General features: G+C 64.0%; 17 protein-coding genes. 4 read left to right on the top strand and 13 right to left on the bottom strand.

The features are described 5' to 3' along the window. Positions 1-26 precede the first annotated feature (26 nt). Together rpsG and rpsL are read right to left on the bottom strand one after the other, a co-directional pair. Complete coding sequence (gene rpsG, locus J2R76_RS03875) at positions 27-497, bottom strand: 30S ribosomal protein S7 (RefSeq protein WP_016843741.1); 471 nt, start codon at positions 495-497, stop codon at positions 27-29. A gap of 15 nt (positions 498-512) precedes the next feature. Further along, entirely contained in the window at positions 513-884 is a 372-nt protein-coding gene (rpsL, locus tag J2R76_RS03870) for a 30S ribosomal protein S12 (protein WP_006611834.1), read from the bottom strand. Positions 885-1,584: 700 nt separating this feature from the next. Between rpsL and J2R76_RS03865 the strand changes: the two genes are divergently transcribed. After that, on the top strand, positions 1,585-2,796 hold the full coding sequence (locus tag J2R76_RS03865) for an NAD(P)/FAD-dependent oxidoreductase (protein ID WP_076831377.1): 1,212 nt from the start codon (positions 1,585-1,587) through the stop codon (positions 2,794-2,796). 40 nt (positions 2,797-2,836) lie between these two features. Here J2R76_RS03865 and J2R76_RS03860 read toward each other — a convergent pair whose 3' ends face one another. From J2R76_RS03860 to rplJ, 6 genes are all read right to left on the bottom strand, one after another. After that, the gene (locus J2R76_RS03860) at positions 2,837-4,870 is read right to left on the bottom strand and encodes an ABC transporter ATP-binding protein (protein WP_253623754.1); all 2,034 of its coding nucleotides are present in this window, start codon (positions 4,868-4,870) and stop codon (positions 2,837-2,839) included. A gap of 226 nt (positions 4,871-5,096) precedes the next feature. Then, entirely contained in the window at positions 5,097-7,157 is a 2,061-nt protein-coding gene (locus J2R76_RS03855) for an FAD-dependent oxidoreductase (RefSeq protein WP_076831382.1), read from the bottom strand. A gap of 180 nt (positions 7,158-7,337) precedes the next feature. Then, positions 7,338-11,540 carry a DNA-directed RNA polymerase subunit beta' gene (gene rpoC / locus J2R76_RS03850; protein ID WP_057019552.1) on the bottom strand — a complete coding sequence of 1,401 codons (4,203 nt, stop codon included), beginning with the start codon at positions 11,538-11,540 and terminating at the stop codon, positions 7,338-7,340. Positions 11,541-11,667: 127 nt separating this feature from the next. Continuing rightward, the gene (rpoB, locus tag J2R76_RS03845; RefSeq protein ID WP_057019553.1) at positions 11,668-15,786 is read right to left on the bottom strand and encodes a DNA-directed RNA polymerase subunit beta; all 4,119 of its coding nucleotides are present in this window, start codon (positions 15,784-15,786) and stop codon (positions 11,668-11,670) included. A gap of 441 nt (positions 15,787-16,227) precedes the next feature. After that, positions 16,228-16,608, bottom strand: a complete 381-nt coding sequence (gene rplL, locus J2R76_RS03840) for a 50S ribosomal protein L7/L12 (protein WP_028335453.1) — start codon at positions 16,606-16,608, stop codon at positions 16,228-16,230. Positions 16,609-16,660: 52 nt separating this feature from the next. Beyond that, a complete protein-coding gene (gene rplJ, locus J2R76_RS03835) occupies positions 16,661-17,179 on the bottom strand; it encodes a 50S ribosomal protein L10 (protein ID WP_028335452.1) in 519 nt (172 codons plus the stop codon). Positions 17,180-17,764: 585 nt separating this feature from the next. On the opposite strand from rplJ, the gene J2R76_RS03830 reads away from it, so the two are divergent. The 3 genes from J2R76_RS03830 to sigJ are packed head-to-tail and all read left to right on the top strand — an operon-like array spanning position 17,765 to position 19,575. After that, positions 17,765-18,175: a hypothetical protein gene (locus tag J2R76_RS03830; protein WP_083715139.1), complete on the top strand. Its 411-nt coding sequence runs from the start codon at positions 17,765-17,767 to the stop codon at positions 18,173-18,175. After that, the gene (locus tag J2R76_RS03825; RefSeq protein ID WP_063790155.1) at positions 18,168-18,713 is read left to right on the top strand and encodes a hypothetical protein; all 546 of its coding nucleotides are present in this window, start codon (positions 18,168-18,170) and stop codon (positions 18,711-18,713) included. The genes J2R76_RS03830 and J2R76_RS03825 overlap by 8 nt, the downstream gene beginning before the upstream one ends. Next, positions 18,691-19,575, top strand: a complete 885-nt coding sequence (sigJ, locus tag J2R76_RS03820) for an RNA polymerase sigma factor SigJ (protein WP_076831385.1) — start codon at positions 18,691-18,693, stop codon at positions 19,573-19,575. The genes J2R76_RS03825 and sigJ overlap by 23 nt, the downstream gene beginning before the upstream one ends. Positions 19,576-19,583: 8 nt before the next feature. Here sigJ and J2R76_RS03815 read toward each other — a convergent pair whose 3' ends face one another. From J2R76_RS03815 to secE, 5 genes are all read right to left on the bottom strand, one after another. Next, positions 19,584-20,540 carry a 2-hydroxyacid dehydrogenase gene (locus J2R76_RS03815; protein ID WP_057019555.1) on the bottom strand — a complete coding sequence of 319 codons (957 nt, stop codon included), beginning with the start codon at positions 20,538-20,540 and terminating at the stop codon, positions 19,584-19,586. Between the two features lie 155 nt (positions 20,541-20,695). After that, positions 20,696-21,388 (bottom strand): 50S ribosomal protein L1, encoded by a 693-nt coding sequence (gene rplA, locus J2R76_RS03810; RefSeq protein WP_018272150.1) that lies wholly within the window; start codon positions 21,386-21,388, stop codon positions 20,696-20,698. A gap of 6 nt (positions 21,389-21,394) precedes the next feature. Next, entirely contained in the window at positions 21,395-21,823 is a 429-nt protein-coding gene (gene rplK / locus J2R76_RS03805; protein WP_016840552.1) for a 50S ribosomal protein L11, read from the bottom strand. 130 nt (positions 21,824-21,953) lie between these two features. Beyond that, positions 21,954-22,487: a transcription termination/antitermination protein NusG gene (nusG, locus tag J2R76_RS03800; RefSeq protein WP_021081670.1), complete on the bottom strand. Its 534-nt coding sequence runs from the start codon at positions 22,485-22,487 to the stop codon at positions 21,954-21,956. A 20-nt stretch (positions 22,488-22,507) separates the two neighbouring features. After that, entirely contained in the window at positions 22,508-22,699 is a 192-nt protein-coding gene (secE, locus tag J2R76_RS03795; protein WP_028335448.1) for a preprotein translocase subunit SecE, read from the bottom strand. Positions 22,700-22,719 lie beyond the last annotated feature (20 nt).

Below are 22,719 nucleotides of genomic sequence, written 5' to 3'. Positions count from 1 at the left end.
CTGTTCCTTAAATTCCGTTGTTCGCCTTACCAGCGATAGTGCGAGAACGCGCGGTTGGCTTCCGCCATCCGGTGCACGTCTTCCCGCTTCTTGACGGCGTTGCCGCGATTGTTCGAGGCGTCGAGCAGCTCAGCCGAGAGACGCTCCGTCATGGTCTTCTCGTTGCGCTCGCGGGCGGCCGAGATCAGCCAGCGGATGCCGAGCGCCTGACGGCGCACCGACCGGACTTCGACCGGAACCTGGTAGGTCGCGCCGCCGACGCGGCGGGAACGAACCTCGATGGTCGGCATCACGTTCTCGAGCGCCTGCTCGAACACGCCGAGCGGGTTCTGCTTGGTCTTGGCCTCGATCATGCCGAGCGCACCGTAGACGATGTTTTCGGCAACCGACTTCTTCCCGGCGTACATCACCGAGTTCATGAACTTCGTAATGATGATGTTCCCGAACTTCGGATCCGGAAGAACTTCACGCTTCTCGGCAGAATGGCGACGCGACATCTGATCGGTTCCCGCTTACTTCGGACGCTTCGCGCCGTACTTCGAACGACGCTGCTTACGGTTCTTGACGCCCTGGGTATCCAGCACGCCGCGGAGGATGTGGTAGCGCACACCGGGCAAGTCCTTGACGCGGCCGCCGCGGATCATGACCACCGAGTGCTCCTGCAGGTTATGGCCCTCACCCGGGATGTAGCCGATCACCTCGAAGCCGTTGGTCAGGCGCACCTTGGCGACCTTACGAAGCGCCGAGTTCGGCTTCTTCGGGGTCGTGGTGTAGACGCGCGTGCACACGCCGCGCTTCTGCGGCGACTGCTGCAGCGCCGGCACCTTCTTACGCGACTTCTGCACTTCACGCGGATTTGCGATCAGCTGGTTGATCGTCGGCATGCAGCCTTCACCCTTTAGTTCACGCGAAAACCTTGAATGGCTCCGCAAATTTCTTCTCAGGACTAGCCGTCCCGCACGGCCTCGCTCGACACGGAACAAACAACCGCGCAAAGCGAAATCGCGCCAACCACTCATCGCTGAGCGGAAAGCGCATCGACGCCACAGAGGACCGCGATCCCGAACCGTTCAGCGTGCGCTGTTCGGTCCGCCACCGAGGTCATGCATCCGAATTCACTCTCAAGAGGACGTGCTCAAGAGAACTAATATCGTCCTGGCATTGCCTAGCTATCATCGACAGCGTTTGAGCGGCATTCGTCGAGGTTGGTGCCCGTCCGGCTCCTCAAAAAGGACCTTCGGGTGTTCCGTTCCGACGCTGGCGTAGCTCACCGCCTGTCGTTAAGTGGGCGCCTTGTATAATCGAGAGATAGTGAAGTCAAGCAAAACGACAAGCGAAGAAACGCCTCTGGCACTTGCGGATTTCGCATTTCACCGAGGTTCGGCGCAAGGCGAAATGTGACGGCCGACCGACCTCCCCGCGCACTTCATCCGAATCTTCGGGCGCGTGCGGAATCATATTACATCCGGGTAAAATATGGTTAGAAACAACTCTCCCCAAGTTAGTCCCGAAGGCAAACTTCGAAACTAAGCCTTTATTTGCCATTCGCAGCGCAAAAATCGGGGTCACAGCCACGGAATTCTCATGCGGTACACCGACATCGCGATCATCGGCGGCGGTCTTGCGGGCTCGACCGCAACCGCCATGCTCGGCCGTGCCGGGATACCGACGATCCTGATCGACCCCCACCGGGTCTACCCGTTCGATTTCCGTGTCGAAAAGATCGGCGGCGACCTCCAGCTCGAGCGATTCGCCAGGACCGGCCTCGCCGAGTCGGTGCTCCGCTCGGCGACGCTGGACGGCGAGAACTGGATCGCGCGATTCGGCAGGTTGCTCGACCGGCAGCCGAGCCGGCAATACGGCATCATGTACGACGCGCTGATTGCGGCGATTCGGAACGAAATCGCCGGGCCGGCGGAATTCATCTGCGACAAGGTGATCAATGTCGCGACCAGTTCCGAGCGGCAGCGGCTCGTGCTTGCCAATGGCGAGGAGATCTCGGCGCGCCTTGTGGTGCTTGCCAACGGCCTGAACGTCGGGTTGCGCCGGATGCTCGGCATCGAGCGGCTGGTCACGAGCTTCTGCCACTCGATCTCGCTCGGCTTCGATTTCGTCCCCGTCGGCCGCCCCGCCTTCCCGTTCGCGGCCATGACCTACTTCTCGGAGCGGCCGAGCGACCGCATCCCCTACATCACGCTGTTTCCGATCGGAAACCGGATGCGCGCCAACCTCTTCACCTATCGCAAGGCCGACGATCCCTGGCTGCGGGCGATGCGGCGCAATCCGGTGGAGACGCTGAACGCCGCGCTGCCGCGGCTGCGCCGGCTCACCGGCGAGTTCGACATCGCCGGCGATATCAAGATCAGGCCCGCCGACATCTTTGTCAGCACCGGCTATCGGCAGGCCGGCGTGGTGCTGGTCGGTGATGCCTTCGCCAGCACCTGCCCCGTCACCGGCACCGGTACCGACAAGGTGTTCACCGACGTCGCCCAGCTCTGCAACGTCCACATCCCGGCCTGGCTGTCGACCGACGGCATGGGCGAGGAGAAGATCACCGCGTTCTACGACGATCCGGTCAAGACCGCCTGCGACGCCTGGTCGAACGCCAAGGCATTCAGCTTCCGCGAGGTGTCGGTCGGCAGCGGGCCCACGTGGCGGGCCCAGCGCTGGGCGCGCTTTTTCGGCTATCTCGGCCGCGGCTGGCTGCGCCGGCTGCACAACCCTGCGGCGGCGGCGTCAACGACGCAGCCGGCCAACCACTTCCGGCAACGTCCGCACGCCGCGGACCGGGCGTAACGAAAAATCTGGCGCTCGACCATCGCCCGCGACGCGGGCCTCACGCCTCCTCATCCTCGTCTTCGTCCTCATCGTCATCATCGTCATCATCCGCGCCGTCGGCGTCCTCGTCGTGATTCAGATGTCCCTGGTCGTCCCACAGCTTGCGATAGACGCCATTGCGGGCCAGCAGCTCCTCGTGCGAGCCGCGTTCGATCGCCCTGCCGCCGGAGATCACGATGATCTCGTCCATCTCGACCACCGAAGTCAGGCGATGCGTCGACCAGATCATGGTGCGGCCCTCGGCGACCTTGAGCAGCGTGCGATTGATCGCAGCCTCCGTGGTCTGGTCGAGCGCCGAAGTCGCCTCGTCGAGCAGCAGCACGGACGGGTTACGGATGATCGCGCGCGCGATCGCGATGCGCTGGCGCTGGCCGCCCGACAGGGTATCGCCGCGCTCGCCGACCGGCGTGTCGTAGCGCTGCGGCAGACTCATGATGTAGCGATGGATCTCGGCCTTGCGGGCAGCGTCCTCGACCTCCGCGTCGGTCGCGCCTTCCTTGCCGAGCCGGATGTTCTCGCGGATCGACATGTTGAAAAGCATGTTCTCCTGGAACACGACCGCCATGTTGGCCCGCAGCGACTCGCGCGTCACCCGGCGGATATCGACGCCGTCGACGGCGACGCGGCCCTCGTCCGGCACGTAGAGCCGCAGGATCAGGTTGATCAGCGTGCTCTTGCCGGAGCCGCTGGGACCGACGATCGCAATGCTCTTGCCGGCATTGAGCTTGAGGCTGAGATTGTCGAGCACCGGCGTCTGCGCCCCCTCATATTGGAAGGTGACGCGGTCGAAGGAGATGTCGTTGGTGATGCGCGGCAGATCCGGCGCGCCGGGACGATCGGCGCCGCGGGTCGGCTCGTCGAGCAGTTCCTGGATGTGACGCACCGCCGCCGCCGACTGGATCGACACCGGGATAAAATGCATCAGATGGGCGATGTTGTAGGACACCTCCCAGAACGCACTCTCGAAGGTCACGAAGGTGCCGACGGTGATCTGCCCCTTGGTGGCGAGATAGGCGCCGATCGCCAGCACCACGAGGTGGAGCAGCAGCACCGCGATGGTGACGGTGCGCTCCACCATGGTCGACAGGAACATGGCTGACGCGGCCTTGGCCCGGACGTCGCGGTTGCGCATCGTGAACCAGCCGAGCGCCCGGCGCTGCAGATTGAACGCCTTCACCACCGCCTGCGCGGCGACGTTCTCCTGCACGGTTCCGAGCAGCGCGGCCTCGTTCTGCTTCTGCTCGTAATTGGCCTGCACCGCCTTCGGCGTCAGGATGCGCGGCCCGATCAGGGTGATCGGAAACACCAGCAAGGCGACCACGGCAAGCTGCCAGTTCAGGAACAGCATCAGGATGATGCCTGCGACCAGCTCGAGGCCCGGCAGCGCCGCGCTGTTGGCGAAGGTCTTGACCGAGCCCTCGAACGCCGACAAATCGATCGAGAATCGCGACAGGATCTCGCCGCGCTTGGTGCGCGCGAAATAGGCCGACGGCAGGTTCTGGACATGGTCGAACAGCCGCGTCCGCACGTCGGCGATGATGCCGGCGCCCAGCCGCGCATCCCAGCGCTCGTACCAGACCGCGATGATCGAGGTGACGATGCCGGCAACCGCGAGCACGCCGAGGATCTTGTAGAGGGCCCCGAAATCCTCCTCGCCGAGCGCGTCGTCGATCAGGAATTTCAGGCTGAGCGGCATGATGACGTTGAACAACGTCTCGACCAGCACGCCGAAGGCGACGCAGGCGAACGGCTTCCTGTAGTTCGCCAGGATCGGCCTGACGAAGCCAAAGATCGTGGAGAGCGCGCCGGCGGCTTCCTTGGCGGTGAAGACGACGAGGTCCTCGTCATCATCGTCGTCATCGAGCTCGAACTCGTCGTCCGCGTCGTCTTCCTCTTCGTCGTCAGCCGGCGCCGCGGACGGCTTCGTGGAGGCGGCCGCCGCGGGCGGACCGGACGCGGGCTTCTTCTTCAGCTCGGGATCGTCGGCCGCCGCTCTCGTCGGATCGTCTGATGCAGGAGGTCTTGGCGCCATGAAACCAACCGATGCTCCACGGCCGGCATGACCGCAAATCGAAACCGCAGCTGATAACACTGCGCCCGTAATCCTATGCGATCACGACGAATTCGGCAAAGCGTTTGGAACGGCCGACGCGCCGCAGCGCGCTCGCGCGGATTCGCGTAGCAAAGCATTGCCGCCGTTTGACAGCTGGTTGACACGAGGCCGGTCGGCTCGCGGCAAAAGCTTCCGGTCGGTCCCGCTAGTCGTCGAGGTCGGCTTCGACCTTGTCGAAGAAGGAATAGCGCAGGCTGTCGGAGTCGGCGTACCACTGCCCCGGCCCCTTGTTGGCGGCCAGCGTCAATGTCCACAGCGCATCGGTGCAGTCGCGGCGGTGCATCGACAGATCGAAGCCGTTGCCGAAGAACAATTCCGACCACTCCCACCAGGTGCCGAGCTTCTTCACCCCGCGCAGCAGGTCGTAGCGATCGATCACTGCCGCCGCCATGTCGGAGGTCACCGACGCGAACACGACGCCGGTCTTGACTACGCGGTTGAGCTCGCGCACCCCGCGCACCACCTGCTTTTCGCCGAGATGGCACAGCGAGGTCTCGAACACGAAGTCGAACTCGTTGGCCTTGAACGGCATGTCGGCGATCGAGCCGAGCTTGTTGTACTTCTTGAGCGCCTTCGGCGTCTTGCCGTGGATGTAGCGGTTGTTCTCGATGCCCCAGGCATCGATGCCACGTTCGCGCAGCGCGCCGACCAGTTCGCCGCTGGCGGAGCCGGCGATCAGCAGCTTGTAGCCCTTCGCCCTGCCCCAGACCGTCTTGATCAGGTCCGTCAGATAGGCCGGGTCGGTGAAGTTGCGCCAGACCTCGCTGTAGGGGCCGACGCCGCGATAATTGTCGAAATAGCTGCGGTCGATCTTGTCGGACAGCGAGTTCTCGTCCTGCGCGCGGGTACGGCGCAGCCGCATCATCTCGGTGACGATGATGTCGGTCGCGGCATCGGAGGAATCGAGCAGTCCATTCAGCGTCGAATCGAACAGATAGTCGCCGACCACCACGATGCCGGGATGGTCCTTCGGCTCGGGCCGGTGGTTGGTCATGACGTCGCGCACCGGCAGGCCGCCCGGCAGCGCGTTGACCGACGACAGCCAGCGATGGATCTTGCCTTCCAGGAAATGCTCGCGCGCATCGCCGAGCGAGGCCGGCAGCGACTTCAACGCGGCATCGATCAGCTCCTGGTCGCTGAGATTGGCGAAGGCCAGCGCATCCGAGCCCGCGATCAGCCAGTTCAGCACGCCGTGCTTGCCGACATCGTGGCGCGCGCCCTCATTGTAGACGCAGCAGCCGCCGAACGCTTCCGACATGAACCAAGCGCCCGGGATCTTCTCGCCCCAGAACGGCTCGTCGAACAGGATCGAGACCCGCAGATAATGCGCGGGCCGGTCGAAATAGGCGACGTGCTTGACCATCGACTTGCGCAGCTGTTCGCCGTCCCAGCGCATGGTCGCGAGCCAGGAGTGCGGCAGGCAGACCAGCACGAGATCGAAGTCGCGCGTCTCCGGCCCCTTGCCGTTCATCATGTTGAGCTGGTAGCGGCCGCCAGCGGTCTTGCCGACCTTGAGCACACGATGGTTGAGCTGGATGTCGGCGCTGACTTCCGAGCGTAGACAATCGATCAGCTGCTCGTTGCCGTTCTGGATCGAATACAGGCCGATATAGCCGTCGACGTCCATCACGTAGTTCTTCAGCGCGTTGAGGCCGTTGGTGTTGTGGCTCTCGGTCGCGATGTCGGAACGCGCCATCACCTTGAAGAAACGCTTGGCGGTCGCGTCCTCGACCTCCTCGTCGAGGACCTGCTCGGCGGTCTTGTAGGCCCACGGGTGTTCGTTGTCGTGGGCGCCGACGCCCTCGTAATATTCGATCGGCGACACCAGGTCGCTGCAGCGCTTGCGGAACGCCTCGATCGCGGCCGCGGTCTTCGCCCCGTATTTGCGGCGCATGCCGGGAACGTCGGCAAGCAACTCGCCGTCGAGCTGCACCTGCTCGGCGTCCATCGGGATCGTCTGCAGGCCGAAATGCTGGATCAGCTCGCGCAGCGGGTCCGGCCCCGTCATCGAGTAATCATAGATCTCGGCGACGCCGGCCTCATACATCGCGGGCGCGGTGTCGAATTTGCGCGTGACGATCTTGCCGCCGAGGCGGTTCGACGCCTCGAAGATGGTAACGCGGCAGAGGTCGCCGAGTTTGCGCTTCAAATACCAGGCGCTCATCAGCCCCCCGGGGCCGCCGCCTACGATAGCCAAGTCGAGCATATGGATTCCGTCGTCTCCGGCGCGAGCCAAACAACCGGTCTAAGTCACCCTAGCAAAGGCACTTTTTTGCCTGAAGGAAAGATGAACAAACTGCGTCCCTGCACCGCAGCAAGCAAAGAAAGCAGCAAAAAGGCCGGCTAAACGCCGGCCTTCTCGCCATACCCGTAGTCTTGCGGATGCCTATTCGGCGGGCGGCAGCGCCAGCGGCTCCGCTTCCGGAGCCGTCGGCACGATCGCCGCCTGCTGCTTCTCGCGCTCGTCGAGGATCAGCTTGTCGCGCTTGACCGCGACCTCGCGGATCCGCGCCATCGAAGCGCCGGTGCCGGCCGGGATCAGGCGGCCGACAATGACGTTCTCCTTGAGGCCCTCGAGCGGGTCCACCTTGCCGTTGACGGCAGCTTCGGTGAGCACGCGCGTGGTCTCCTGGAACGACGCCGCCGAGAAGAAGGAGCGGGTCTGCAGGCTCGCCTTGGTGATGCCGAGCAGAACCGGCGTACCCGTGGCGGGCTTCTTGCCCTCCTCCTTGGCCTTGGTGTTGAGCGCGTCGAACTCGATCTTGTCGACCTGCTCGCCCGAGATCATGTCGGTGTCGCCCTGATCGGTGACCTCGACCTTCTGCAGCATCTGACGGACAATCACCTCGATGTGCTTGTCGTTGATAAGCACGCCCTGCAACCGGTAGACCTCCTGGATTTCGTTGACCAGATAGGCAGCGAGCTCCTCGATGCCCTTGATCGCCAGGATGTCGTGCGGCGCCGGATTGCCTTCGACGATGAAATCGCCCTTTTCGACGATGTCGCCGTCCTGAAGGTGGATGTGCTTGCCCTTCGGGATCAGGTACTCGCGCGGCTCCTCGGTCTTGTCCATCGGCTCGATCGAGATGCGGCGCTTGTTCTTGTAGTCGCGGCCGAAGCGGATCGTTCCCGCGGTCTCCGCGATGATCGCCGCATCCTTCGGCTTGCGAGCCTCGAACAGTTCCGCCACCCGCGGCAGACCGCCGGTGATGTCACGCGTCTTGGCGCTCTCGGTCGAGATACGCGCCAGGATGTCGCCCGGCATCACCTTCCCGCCGGTGTCGACCGACAGAATGGCGTCGACCGACAGCATGTAGCGGGCATCGCCGCCACGCGCGAGCTTCATCACCTTGCCGTCCTTGCCCTTGACCACGATGGCCGGACGCAGGTCCGAACCGCCGCGCGTCGTGCGCCAGTCGATGACCACGCGCTTGGCGATACCGGTCGACTCGTCGAGCGTTTCCGAGATCGACTGTCCCTCGACCAGATCCTCGAAACCGATCGTGCCCTCGACCTCGCTCAGCACCGGGCGGGTATAGGGATCCCACTCGGCGATGCGCTGGCCGCGCTTGACCATATCGCCTTCGTCGACGTGCATCTTCGAACCGTACTGAATACGGTGGGTCGCACGCTCGGTGCCGTCGGCATCGACGATCGCAACGACCATGTTGCGCACCATCGCGATCAGGCTGCCTTCGCTGTTGCGGGCGATCGCCTTGTTCTTGATCACGATCTTGCCGTCGAAGTTCGATTCGACGAACGACTGCTCGTTGAGCTGGGCGGCGCCGCCGATGTGGAACGTGCGCATCGTCAGCTGCGTGCCGGGCTCACCGATCGATTGTGCCGCGATGACGCCGACGGCCTCACCGTGGTTGACCGGGGTGCCGCGGGCCAGGTCGCGGCCGTAGCACTTGGCGCAGATGCCGTTGATCAGCTCGCAGGTCAGCGCCGAGCGGATCTTCACTTCCTGGATGCCGGCCTGCTGGATCGCGTCGACGTGGCTCTCCTCCATCAAGGTGTCACGCTTGATGACGACCTCGTTGGTGGCGGGATCGCGCACGTCATCGCAGGCGACGCGGCCCAGGATGCGCGAGCCGAGCGAGGCGACCACGGTGCCGGCGTCGACGATGGCGCGCATCTTGATGCCGAGCGTGGTGCCGCAGTCGGTCTGCGTGATGATGCAGTCCTGCGCGACGTCGACCAGACGGCGGGTCAGGTAGCCCGAGTTCGCGGTCTTCAACGCGGTGTCCGCGAGGCCCTTGCGGGCGCCGTGGGTCGAGTTGAAGTACTCGAGCACCGACAGACCTTCCTTGAAGTTGGAAATGATCGGCGTCTCGATGATCTCGCCCGACGGCTTGGCCATCAGGCCGCGCATGCCGGCGAGCTGGCGCATCTGGGCCGGCGAACCACGCGCACCGGAGTGCGCCATCATGTAGATCGAGTTGATGTCGGCATCCGCGCCCGCCGCCGTCTTCTTGGTGGACGAGATCTCCTTCATCATCGCCTTGGCGACTTCTTCACCGGCCTTCGACCAGGCGTCGACGACCTTGTTGTACTTCTCGCCATGGGTGATCAGGCCGTCATTGTACTGCTGCTCGAAATCCTTCGCCAGCGTACGGGTCTGATCGACGATCTTCCACTTCGACGCCGGCACGACCATGTCGTCCTTGCCGAACGAGATGCCCGCCTTGAAGGCGTTGTAGAAGCCGAGCGCCATGATGCGGTCGCAGAAGATCACCGTCTCCTTCTGACCGCAGTGCCGGTAGACCTGATCGATCACGCCGGAGATCTCGCGCTTGGTCATCAGCTTGTTGATGATGTCGTACGAGATCTTCGGGTTCTTCGGCAGCAGGTTGCCGAGCATGACGCGGCCCGCGGTGGTTTCGATCCAGCGCTTGGAGTGCTTGCCTTCCTCGTCGAGGCCTTCCCACCGGTACTTGATCTTGGTGTGGAGGTGGATGACCTTCGAATGCAGGGCGTGCTCGAGCTCGGCCATGTCGCCGAAGATCTTGCCCTCGCCGGGCAGGCCTTCGCGCATGATCGAGACGTAGTAGAGGCCGAGCACGATGTCCTGCGACGGCACGATGATCGGCTGGCCGTTCGCCGGATGCAGGATGTTGTTGGTCGACATCATCAGGACGCGCGCTTCCAGCTGCGCTTCGAGCGACAGCGGAACGTGCACGGCCATCTGGTCGCCGTCGAAGTCGGCGTTGAAGGCGGCGCAGACCAGCGGATGCAGCTGAATCGCCTTGCCTTCGATCAGCACCGGCTCGAACGCCTGGATGCCCAGGCGATGCAGCGTCGGCGCGCGGTTGAGCAGCACCGGATGCTCGCGGATCACCTCGTCGAGGATATCCCAGACCTCCGGACGCTCTTTCTCGACCAGCTTCTTGGCCTGCTTCACCGTGGTGGACAGGCCCTTGGCATCGAGCCGCGAGTAGATGAACGGCTTGAACAGCTCGAGCGCCATCTTCTTCGGCAGGCCGCACTGATGTAGGCGCAGCTCGGGACCGACCACGATCACCGAACGGCCCGAATAATCGACGCGCTTGCCGAGCAGGTTCTGGCGGAACCGGCCCTGCTTGCCCTTCAGCATGTCGGCGAGCGACTTCAGCGGACGCTTGTTGGCGCCGGTGATGACGCGGCCACGGCGGCCGTTGTCGAACAGTGCGTCGACGGCCTCCTGCAGCATGCGCTTTTCGTTGCGGATGATGATGTCGGGCGCACGCAGCTCCATCAGCCGCTTCAGGCGGTTGTTGCGGTTGATGACGCGGCGGTACAGGTCGTTGAGGTCCGAGGTCGCAAACCGGCCGCCGTCGAGCGGCACCAGCGGACGCAGGTCCGGCGGAATCACCGGCACGACCGTCATGATCATCCATTCCGGCTTGTTGCCGGAAACGCGGAAAGCCTCGACGATCTTCAGACGCTTGGCGAGCTTCTTGTGCTTGATGTCGGAGTCGGTCTCCGCCATGTCGGCACGCAGCGTCGCCTCGAGCTTCTCGAGCTCGAGCCCCTTGAGCAGCTCGCGGATCGCCTCCGCGCCGATCATGGCGGTGAAGGAATCCTGGCCGTACTCGTCCTGCGCCTTCAGATACTCGTCTTCCGACAGCAGCTGACGGTCCTTCAGCGCGGTGAGACCCGGCTCGAGCACGACGTAGTATTCGAAGTAGAGGATCCGCTCGAGATCCTTCAGCGTCATGTCGAGCAGGAGGCCGATGCGCGAGGGCAGCGACTTCAGGAACCAGATGTGGGCGACCGGCGCCGCCAGCTCGATATGGCCCATGCGCTCGCGCCGGACGCGCGACAGCGTCACCTCGACCGAGCACTTCTCGCAGATGATGCCCTTGTACTTCATCCGCTTGTACTTGCCGCACAAGCACTCGTAGTCCTTGATCGGCCCGAAGATGCGCGCGCAGAACAGGCCGTCACGCTCCGGCTTGAAGGTGCGGTAGTTGATGGTCTCCGGCTTCTTGATCTCGCCGTAGGACCAGGACAGAATCTTCTCCGGAGACGCGATCGAAATCCGGATCTGGTCGAAGACCTGGGCCGGGGTCGTCGGATTGAAAAGATTCATAATCTCTTGATTCATGGTCTTCTCCTCGCGTGCCGATCGTCACCGGCAGCAAATTCGAAACTTTTATTCAGCGCGCGCCCCGCCCAACGTCCGAGCGGAGTGCGAAGGCCCGGCGCGTTTGGCGCCGGGCATGATCACAGCGTTACTCGGCCGCTTCCGACGTCGACGCCGGTCCCACCTTGGAATTGTGCAGGTCGACGTTGAGGCCGAGCGAGCGCATTTCCTTGACCAGCACGTTGAACGATTCCGGAATACCGGCCTCGAAGGTGTCGTCGCCGCGCACGATCGCCTCGTACACCTTGGTACGGCCGGCGACGTCGTCCGACTTCACGGTCAGCATCTCCTGCAGCGTGTAGGCGGCGCCGTAGGCTTCCAGCGCCCAGACCTCCATTTCGCCGAAGCGCTGGCCGCCGAACTGCGCCTTGCCGCCCAGCGGCTGCTGGGTGACGAGCGAGTACGGACCGATCGAACGCGCGTGGATCTTGTCGTCCACGAGATGGTGCAGCTTGAGCATGTAGATATAGCCCATCGTCACCTTACGATCGAACTGATCGCCGGTACGGCCGTCATAAACGGTCGACTGGCCGGAGGCGTCGAAGCCCGCGAGCTTCAGCATCTCCTCGATGTCGGCTTCCTTGGCGCCGTCGAACACCGGCGTTGCGATCGGCACGCCGTGGCTCAGATTGCGGCCGAGTTCGACCAGCTCGTTGTCGTTCAGCGACTTGATGGTTTCATCCTCGCCGTAGATCTTCTTCAGGGTCTCGCGCAGCGGCTTGAGATCCTGCTTGTGATAATAGGCGTCGATGGTCTGGCCGATGCGCTTGCCGAGGCCGGCGCAGGCCCAACCGAGATGGGTCTCAAGGATCTGACCGACGTTCATGCGCGACGGCACGCCGAGCGGATTGAGCACGATGTCGGCGTGCGTTCCGTCCTCGAGGAACGGCATGTCCTCGATCGGCACGATCTTCGACACCACACCCTTGTTGCCGTGACGGCCGGCCATCTTGTCGCCGGGCTGGATCTTGCGCTTCACCGCGACGAAGACCTTGACCATCTTCATCACGCCGGGCGGCAGCTCGTCGCCACGCTGCAGCTTCTCGACCTTGTCGAGGAAGCGCTGCTCGAGGCCCTTCTTCGACTCGTCGTACTGCTTCCGCATGGCCTCGATCTCGGCCATCAGCTTGTCGTTCGGCGAGGCGAACAGCCACCACTGCGACTTCGGATACTCGTCGAGCACCGCGCGGGTGATCTTGGTATCCTTCTTGAAGCCCTTCGGGCCGGCGATGCCCTGGCGGTTCTCCAGCAACTCGGCGAGGCGGTTGTAGACGTTGCGGTCCAGGATCGCCTGCTCGTCGTCGCGGTCCTTGGCGAGACGCTCGATCTCCTCGCGCTCGATCGCCAGCGCACGCTCGTCCTTATCGACGCCGTGGCGGTTGAACACGCGGACTTCCACGATGGTGCCCTGCACGCCCGGAGGCACGCGCAGCGAGGTGTCGCGGACGTCGGAGGCCTTCTCGCCGAAGATGGCGCGCAGCAGCTTCTCTTCCGGCGTCATCGGGCTCTCGCCCTTCGGCGTGATCTTGCCGACCAGGATGTCGCCGGCGCGGACTTCCGCACCGATGTAGACGATACCGGCTTCGTCGAGGTTCTTCAGCGCTTCTTCCGAGACGTTCGGAATGTCGCGGGTGATTTCCTCAGGACCGAGCTTGGTGTCGCGGGCCATCACCTCGAACTCCTCGATGTGAATCGAGGTGAAGACGTCGTCCTTCACGATCCGCTCGGAGAGCAGGATCGAGTCTTCGAAGTTGTAGCCGTTCCACGGCATGAACGCGACCAGCACGTTGCGGCCGAGCGCGAGCTCGCCGAGATCGGTCGACGGACCGTCGGCGATGATGTCGCCCTTCTTGACGATGTCGCCGACCTTCACCAGCGGACGCTGGTTGATGCAGGTCGACTGGTTGGAGCGCTGGTACTTCATCAGCCGGTAGATATCGACGCCCGACTTGGTCGGATCGAGATCCTCGGTGGCGCGGATCACGACGCGGGTGGCGTCGATCTGGTCGATCACGCCCGAGCGGCGCGCGGCAATCGCCGCGCCCGAGTCACGGGCGACCACGCCTTCCATGCCGGTGCCGACGAACGGCGCCTCGGCGCGAACCAGCGGCACCGCCTGGCGCTGCATGTTCGAGCCCATCAGCGCGCGGTTGGCGTCGTCGTTCTCGAGGAACGGGATCAGCGCCGCGGCGACCGAAACCAGCTGCTTCGGCGACACGTCCATGTAGTCGACCTTGTCCGGCGTCACCGGCAGCACTTCGCCGGCGTGACGGCAGACCACGAGGTCGTCGGTGAAGCGGCCCTTGGCATCGAGCGGCACGTTGGCCTGCGCGACGCGGTAGCGACCCTCTTCCATCGCCGACAGATAGATCACCTCGTCGGTGACCCGGCCGTCCTTGATCTTGCGATAGGGCGTCTCGACGAAGCCGTACTTGTTGACGCGCGCGAACGTCGCCAGCGAGTTGATCAGGCCGATGTTCGGACCTTCCGGCGTCTCGATCGGGCAGATGCGGCCGTAATGCGTCGGATGCACGTCGCGGACTTCGAAGCCGGCGCGCTCGCGGGTCAGACCGCCCGGGCCAAGCGCCGACAGGCGCCGCTTGTGGGTGATCTCCGACAGCGGGTTGGTCTGGTCCATGAACTGCGACAGCTGCGAGGAGCCGAAGAACTCGCGCACCGCGGCAGCCGCGGGCTTGGCGTTGATCAGGTCCTGCGGCATCACGGTGTCGATATCGACGCTCGACATGCGCTCCTTGATCGCGCGCTCCATGCGGAGCAGGCCGATCCGGTACTGGTTCTCCATGAGTTCGCCGACCGAGCGCACCCGGCGGTTGCCGAGGTGGTCGATGTCGTCGATCTCGCCCTTGCCGTCGCGCAGGTCGACCAGCGTCTTGATGACCGCCAGGATGTCTTCCTTGCGCAGCGTGCGATGGGTATCGGGCGCATCGAGCTCGAGGCGCATGTTCATCTTGACGCGGCCGACCGCGGAGAGGTCGTAGCGCTCGGCGTCGAAGAACAGCGACTGGAACATCGCCTGCGCCGAATCCAGCGTCGGCGGCTCGCCCGGACGCATCACGCGGTATATGTCGAACAGCGCGTCCTCGCGCGTCATGTTCTTGTCGGCAGACAGCGTGTTGCGGATGTAGGCGCCGACATTGACGTGGTCGATGTCGAGCAGCGGCAGGTCCTTGTAGCCCTGCTCGTTCAGCACCTTGAGCGACTTCTCGGTGATCTCCTCGCCGGCTTCGGCGTAGATCTCACCGGTCTTCGGGTTGACGAGATCCTCGGCGAGATAGTTGCCGACGAGCTCCTCGTCCGACATGCGCAGCGCCTTCAGGCCCTTCTCCTGAAGCTGGCGCGCCTGGCGCACGGTCAGCTTCTTGCCGGCCTCGAGCACCACCTTGCCGGTGTCGGCGTCGATCAGGTCGTTGACGGTCGAATAGCCGCGGAAGCGGTTGGCATCGAACGGCACGCGCCATCCGTCCTTGGTCCGCTTGTAGGTGATCTTCTTGTAGAAGGTCGACAGGATCTGCTCGCCGTCGAGACCGAGCGCGTACATCAGCGAGGTCACGGGCAGCTTGCGGCGGCGGTCGATGCGCGCGAACACGATGTCCTTGGCGTCGAACTCGATGTCGAGCCAGGAACCGCGATACGGAATCACGCGCGCGGCAAACAGCAGCTTGCCGGACGAATGGGTCTTGCCCTTGTCGTGGTCGAAGAACACGCCCGGCGAACGGTGCATCTGCGAGACGATGACGCGCTCGGTGCCGTTGACGACGAAGGTGCCGTTCATCGTCATGAGCGGGATATCGCCCATGTAGACGTCCTGCTCCTTGATGTCTTTCACCGACTTGGCGCCGGTTTCCTCGTCGATATCGAACACGATGAGGCGCAGCGTCACCTTGAGCGGCGCAGCGAAGGTCATGCCGCGCTGGCGGCACTCGTCGACGTCATATTTCGGCTGTTCGAACTCGTAGCGGACGAATTCGAGCATCGAGGTGCCGGAGAAATCCGAGATCGGGAACACCGAGCGGAACACCGCCTGCAGGCCCTCGTCGAGCCGACCGCCGGTCGGCTCGTCGACCATCAGGAACTGGTCATAGGACGCCTTCTGAACCTCGATGAGGTTCGGCATCTCGGCGACTTCCTTGATGTGACCGAAAAACTTGCGTACGCGTTTGCGACCGGTGAATGTCTGCTGCGCCATCGTGGCCTCTCATTTTCGTCGCCTTTGTGGGGCGAACCTTCCGGGAGCGACTGCCATCGGCCCCGGGTTGAATTTCGAATCGTCTCGAAGGAACGAAGCGCTAAGTCAGGAATTAAATCCCCGTCCCGGCCCCGACCACCTCCAAAACGCAAAACAACGCGCGGGGCGCATCACTGCACCCGCTCGTCCAAACGCTCCGCTTTACGGACTGAAAAAGCCCGAAATCTGACTGTCTCCCAACGGCTTCCGCCGAGGACCCTGCCGTCCCCGCCGCCTACCGTGTTTTTCCGCTGCCAACCCGATATGGGATGGCAATAAAGGAGATTCGAGGGTTAAGTCCACGGATCCCCACACTTTTTTGTGTCCGGCGCGCCACGCGACAACCTGTCGCACGCCGTTTGCATGGCCCGGGAGCGCCCTGCGACACTCCCGGATCGCGCATTACTTGAGCTCGACCTTGGCGCCAGCCTTCTCGAGCTGGGCCTTGATCTTGTCGGCTTCTTCCTTGTTGACGCCTTCCTTGACGGGCTTCGGAGCGCCTTCGACGAGGTCCTTGGCTTCCTTCAGGCCCAGGCCGGTGATGGCGCGGACTTCCTTGATGACTTCGATCTTCTTGTCGCCGGCCCCAGCCAGCACGACGGTGAAGTCGGTCTTCTCTTCAGCCGGAGCAGCGGCACCGCCACCACCAGCAGCCGGGCCGGCAACCGCAACGGCGGCAGCGGCGGACACGCCCCACTTTTCTTCGAGGAGCTTGGCGAGTTCGGCCGCTTCGAGCACGGTGAGGCTCGAGAGGTCGTCGACGATTTTCTGCAAGTCAGCCATTGTTCAGTTCCTTAAACGTTTGGTTCGAACCAGGTTTGAGATTAGCGAAGGGTCAGGCCGCTTCGCCCTTTGAGGCATGAGCCTGAATGACGCGTGCGAGCTTGGCCGCGGGCGCGTTGGAGAGCTGAGCAAGCTTGGTCGCCGGCGCCACGAGGAGGCCAACGATCTTGCCGCGCAGTTCGTCGAGCGACGGCAGTGAGGCAAGCGCCTTCACGCTGTCGACATTCAGGACGGTTTTACCCATCGAGCCGCCGAGGATGACGAACTTCTCGTTCGCCTTGGCGAATTCGATGGCAACCTTTGGCGCCGCAACCGGATCGTTCGAAGTAGCGATCACGGTCGGTCCCTTCAGCAGGGAGCCGATGGCAGCGACGTCAGTGCCTTCAAGAGCAATTTTGGCGAGACGGTTCTTCGAGACCTTCACCGACGCGCCCGCCTGCTTCATCTGCATGCGCAGCTTCTGCATCTGGGCCACGGTGAGGCCGGAATAGTGAGCAACGATCGCAACCGACGTGGTCTTGAAGACCTCGTTAAGTTGTTCGACCGACTCTTTTTTTGCCGCTCGTTCCACAGCAAGCTCTTTCCGGTTGGCGGCCTTTCCGCGAAGGCAGGACCGCCGGGTTGCACCCATCGTCCCGCCCTAAACCTGATCCTTGGGGCGCAAGACCCTTCGGACATGCCGGGCAAGACGACATCTAGAAGCCTGCCCTCCCAGAGCCTTGCGGCCATGGGCTGTCGAGGTTCGAACCAAACCAGCCTCCCGGCCGCGAACTGATCGCGACGTGGAGTGCAAAATCCGGTCTTCACCCGTCTATGCAGGCCATGCGATTAAGCCATTGAAAACACGAAGTTCTCGCGGGCGCCTGCAGTCTTGGACAGGATCGAGGCACTTCAGCACGCTGAAGGCCCCTGCTCTCACTCCGTCAGAGACGATGGGTCTCCTTCCTTTCGAGCATCCTTGCGGGCATGCGGAAAGGAATGATCTCCTATCATCTCAGGTTTTCGGATTGCGAGCACGGACATGCCAGCAAGTGCCAGCACGCCCGGAAGGCGCTATGTAGCCGGTCCTGCCCTGCTTGCCAAGAGCAAATTTCAGACCAGTTCGGCGATCCGCCCGGCCCAGCGAAAAATTTCTTCCCGGAGGCGTCACGCTCCAATGCCGTCGCTCGTCTGGGCGCTGGAGGCTCGCATGAAACGATGGATTGCAGGAATTCTCGCCCTCTTCAACCTCGCCAATGGTCTGGTGATGCTGTCGGCCGGTTCCCTCTGGTGGTCGCTGGTGCCCGGCGCCGCCGATACCGGTCCGTTCAACCCTCATTTGGCCCAGGACGTCGGCATTGCCTTCATCGCGGCCGGGCTCGGCCTGGCCGCGCGAGCCTTGTGGCCGGCCTGGTGGCCGGCAGCGGTCGCGGGCGCCGCGTTCCTGGCCGGCCACGGCCTGCTGCATCTCGTGATGATCGCCGGCGGCCACGACCGCCATGCCGCATCCGATCTGGTGGCGGTCGTCCTGCCGGCGGCGCTTGCCCTCTATTCCGCCCTGCCAAATCAAGGAGAACGACATGCGTAGCTTCATCGCGCGCCGCATGCTGCGCGCCTATTCCAGGCGCTACGGCTACGACACCACCTATCTCGAGATCATGCTGAAGGAATCGCCCGCCGCGTTCTTCAAATTCGCCGGCGCGATGAAGGCCGCCGCCTACCGCGCGGTCGCGCCGGTTGAGGCCTTCTATGCTGCCAAGCTGACCGGCGCGCTGGCGGAAGATTGCGGTCCCTGTGCGCAACTGGTCGTGGACATGGCGATCGGAGCCGGAATGGCGGAACAGCAGGTCACCGCCGTGCTCCGTCGTGACGTTGCCGCCATGACCGCGGACACCGCGCTCGGCTTCCACTTCGCCGACGCCATCGTGCAGCGCTCGACCGACGATGACGCCTGCCGCGACGCCGTTCGCGCGCGCTGGGGCGAAAAAGGCGTGATCGACCTCGCCATGGCCCTACAAATCGGCCGCATCTTCCCCATGATGAAGCTGGCGCTGGGATATGCCAGGGAGTGTCGCCGCGTGACCGTGGCCGGCCATCAGATCGATGTCATCAAGCAGGCTGCCTGAGCGCGACCCGCTGGCGCCGTATCGGGCGCGGCTGACCGGGCTTGCCTATCGCATGCTCGGTAGCCGCGGCGATGCCGACGATGTGGTCCAGGACGCCTGGCTGCGGTTCGCCGCGGTCGACGACGTTCGCAATCCCGAGGCGTTCCTCGTCACCGTGGTGACCCGGCTTTGTCTTGACCGGCTGAAGAGCGCCCGCGCCCAGCGCGAGGTCTATGTCGGTGCCTGGTTGCCCGAGCCGGTGTTCGACGAGGCGCTGTCGGCCGAGGCGGCGACCGAACTCGCCGACGATCTCTCCTTCGCGCTGATGCTGGCGCTCGACGCCCTGACGCCGCTCGAGCGCGCCGCGTTCCTGCTGCACGACGTGTTCGACCGGCCGTTCGCGGAAGTCGCCCGCACCCTCGAGCGCAGCGAGGCGGCCTGCCGGCAGCTCGCCGCGCGCGCCCGCCGATCGGTCCGCGACAACCGCCCTGTTCCCGCCGAGCCGCCCGAAGGCCACGCACGGCTGCTGACGGCATTCTGCAAGGCCGCGGCCAGCGGCGACGTCTCCGCCCTCGCCAACCTGCTGCGCGAGGATGCCACCGCGATCACCGACGGCGGCGGCCGCAAGCTGGCGGCGCTGAAGCCGATCAAGGGGGCAGAGAAGATCGTCCGCTTCATCATCGGTATCGCCGGCAAGAACGCCGGCAGCGAGGTTCGCATCGAACCGATGATGGTCAATGGCAGCGCGGGCGCGCTGATCTTCCTCGATGGCGAAGTCGACCACACACTGAGCATGGCGATCGACGGCGAGACCGGCCGGATCGCGGCGATCTACATCGTCCGCAACCCGGACAAGCTGCGCCACGCGCCGCGCCGGAGCTGAAGCTCCGGTCAGGCCGCCGTCGCCACCGGATAGGCGAGCGGCTTGCCGGCAAAGAACGCGTCGAGATTGGCCAGCACGCAATCCTGCATGGCGACGTGCGATTCCAGCGTGTGGCCGCCGAGATGCGGCGACAGCACCACGTTCGGCAACGCCGTCAGCGCATCGGGCGCATGTGGCTCCCTCGCGAACACGTCGAGGCCGGCACCGGCGATCACGCCGTCGGTCAACGCTGCGACCAGCGCCTTCTCGTCGATGACCGAGCCGCGCGCGATGTTGACGACGAACCCGTCGCTGCCGAGCCGGCGCAGGATGTCGGCATTGACCGCATGCTCGGTCTCGGCGCCGGCGCGGACGGCCACCAGCAGCACGCAGCACCAATCGGCGAGCGCCTCCAGCGTCGGAAAGTATTGATAGGGCACGTCCTGCTTCGAGCGGCTGAAATAGCCGACCTCGGTCTCGAAGGCCGCGACGCGGGCGGCGATCTTGCGGCCGATCTCGCCCATGCCGTAGACGCCGACCTTGCGGCCGCGCATGCCGGCCTGCGGCCGCATCATCGGCGACGGCTTTGCACCGGCCCAGTCGCCGCTCCGCACGTAATTGTCAGCCACCAGCAGCCGCCGCACCGACGCCAGCATCAAGGTCACCGCCGTGTCGGCGACGGAGGCCGCATTGGCCCCCGGGCTGTGGCCGACCGCGATGCCGCGCCTGGCGGCCGCGGCGAGATCGACGCCGTCATAACCGGTGCCGTAGCAGACGATTGCGCCGAGCTTCGGCAGCATGTCCATGGCCTCCGTGCCGAGCGCCGTGCCGCCCGCGGTGATCATGGCGCGGATATCGGCGAGTTCGGCCGCCGGGAACGCTTCATCCAATCGCTTGCCCGCCGCGTTCAGCAGCTCATAGCGCTCGCCGAAGCGGATCAGCTGGGCCTTGGGAAAGCGTGAATAGACCAGGACCTTATCGGGCATTGTTGTTCTTTCTTGCGAGAGGCTTCAGATCTTGTCTTGGCGCGTTTTCTTCACGCGAACCGGTAGCCACTTCGATCGAAAACGCTTTGGCAAAACAAAGGGCGGAACCGGTTGCCCGGTCCCGCCCCTCTTTAATCTCGTCACGGCCAGAGACCTCAGCCGAGGATCGTGCCCGGCTCGACCTTCACGCCCGGGCCCATGGTGGAGGAAACCGCCACGCGCTGGATGTAGGTGCCCTTGGAGCCCGCCGGCTTCGCCTTGGAGACCGCGTCCGCGAGCGCCTTGACGTTCTCGACCAGCTTGTCCTCGGAGAACGAGGCCTTGCCGATGCCGGCCTGCACGATGCCCGCCTTCTCGACGCGGAACTCGACCGAGCCGCCCTTGGCGCCCTTCACGGCGTTGGTGACGTCCATGGTCACGGTGCCGATCTTCGGGTTCGGCATCATGCCGCGCGGACCGAGCACCTTACCGAGGCGGCCGACCAGGGGCATCATGTCGGGCGTGGCGATACAACGATCGAAATCGATCGCGCCGCCCTGCACCTTCTCGACCAGGTCTTCCGCACCGACGACGTCGGCACCGGCGGCCTTGGCTTCCTCAGCCTTGGCGCCGCGCGCGAACACGCCGACACGAAGCGTACGGCCGGTTCCGTTCGGCAGGTTGACGACGCCGCGGACCATCTGGTCGGCGTGGCGCGGGTCGACGCCGAGATTGATCGCGATCTCGATCGTCTCGTCGAACTTCGACTTGGCGCGCTCCTTGACCATCTTGATGGCATCCGCGAGCGGATAGAGCTTCTCGCGATCGACGCCCTCGCGGGCCTTCTTCAAACGCTTTCCGATTGACATGGCCCGTTACCCCGCAACTTCCAGACCCATCGAACGGGCAGAGCCCTCGACCATCTTCATGGCCGATTCGATGGTGTCGCAATTCAAGTCCTTCATCTTCTTCTCGGCGATCTCGCGCACTTGCGCCTTGGTCACCTGGCCGGCCTTGTCACGGCCCGGCGCCTTCGATCCGGACTGGATCTTGGCGGCCTGCTTGAGGAAGTAGGACATCGGAGGGGTCTTCATCTCGAAGGTGAAGGACCGGTCCGCATAGATGGTGATGATCACCGGGATCGGGGTGTTCTTCTCTTCCTTCTGGGTCTGCGCGTTGAACGCCTTGCAGAACTCCATGATGTTGAGACCGCGCTGACCAAGCGCGGGGCCGATCGGGGGCGAAGGATTCGCCGCACCGGCCGGGACCTGAAGCTTCAGGTATCCGGTCACTTTCTTTGCCATTTATCACTCCTGTTGTGCCGGACGTGCCGGCGGTTTCAGGTTCCGTGGTTCGGTTGAAGGGGCTGGCGACCGCCTCCTCCCTCCCACGGCCTCTCGACTTGACGCGAGGCATATACCCCGCGCCGTCCGGTCAGACCACCTTTTCGACCTGACCGAATTCCAGTTCCACGGGCGTCGCGCGGCCGAAGATCGACACCGCGACCTTGACGCGCGAGCGCGCCTCGTCGATTTCTTCCACCACGCCGGAGAACGAAGCGAACGGGCCGTCGGCCACGCGTACGTTCTCCCCGATCTCGAACGACACCGACGCCTTCGGACGCTCCACGCCCTCCTGCACCTGGTGCAGGATCCGCATCGCCTCCGCTTCCGAGATCGGCATCGGCTTGTTTTCCGCGCCGAGGAAGCCGGTCACCTTCGGGGTGTTCTTGATCAGATGGAACGCCTCGTCGGTCAGCTTCATCTTCACCAGCACATAGCCCGGGAAGAACTTGCGCTCGGCGTCGATCTTGCGGCCGCGGCGCACCTCTGTGACCTTCTCGGTCGGCACTAGAATCTGCTCGAACAGTTCTTCCAGCCCACGCTGCTTGGCCTGCTCGCGGATCGATTCCTGAACCTTCTTCTCGAAGTTCGAATAGGCGTGGACGATGTACCAGCGCTTGTCCATCAATTGAGTTCCCATGCTCATCAGTGGATGCCCAGTATCAGGGTAATCAGATAGCGGATGATCTGATCTGCGGCGAAGAAGAAGACCGAGGCCAGCGCCACCATCACGAACACCATGATGGTGGTGATGGTCGTCTCGCGGCGCGTCGGCCAGGTGACCTTGGCGGTCTCCGAGCGCACTTCCTGCAGGAATTTGAACGGGCTGAAAGCCATCGTGAGATCCGCGTCCGTCT

The organism is Bradyrhizobium sp. USDA 4532, assembly GCF_024171315.1.
Lineage (GTDB): Bacteria > Pseudomonadota > Alphaproteobacteria > Rhizobiales > Xanthobacteraceae > Bradyrhizobium > Bradyrhizobium australafricanum.
Note: the sequence above shows the minus strand (reverse complement) of the source record. Positions and strands in the feature narration are given on the sequence as shown.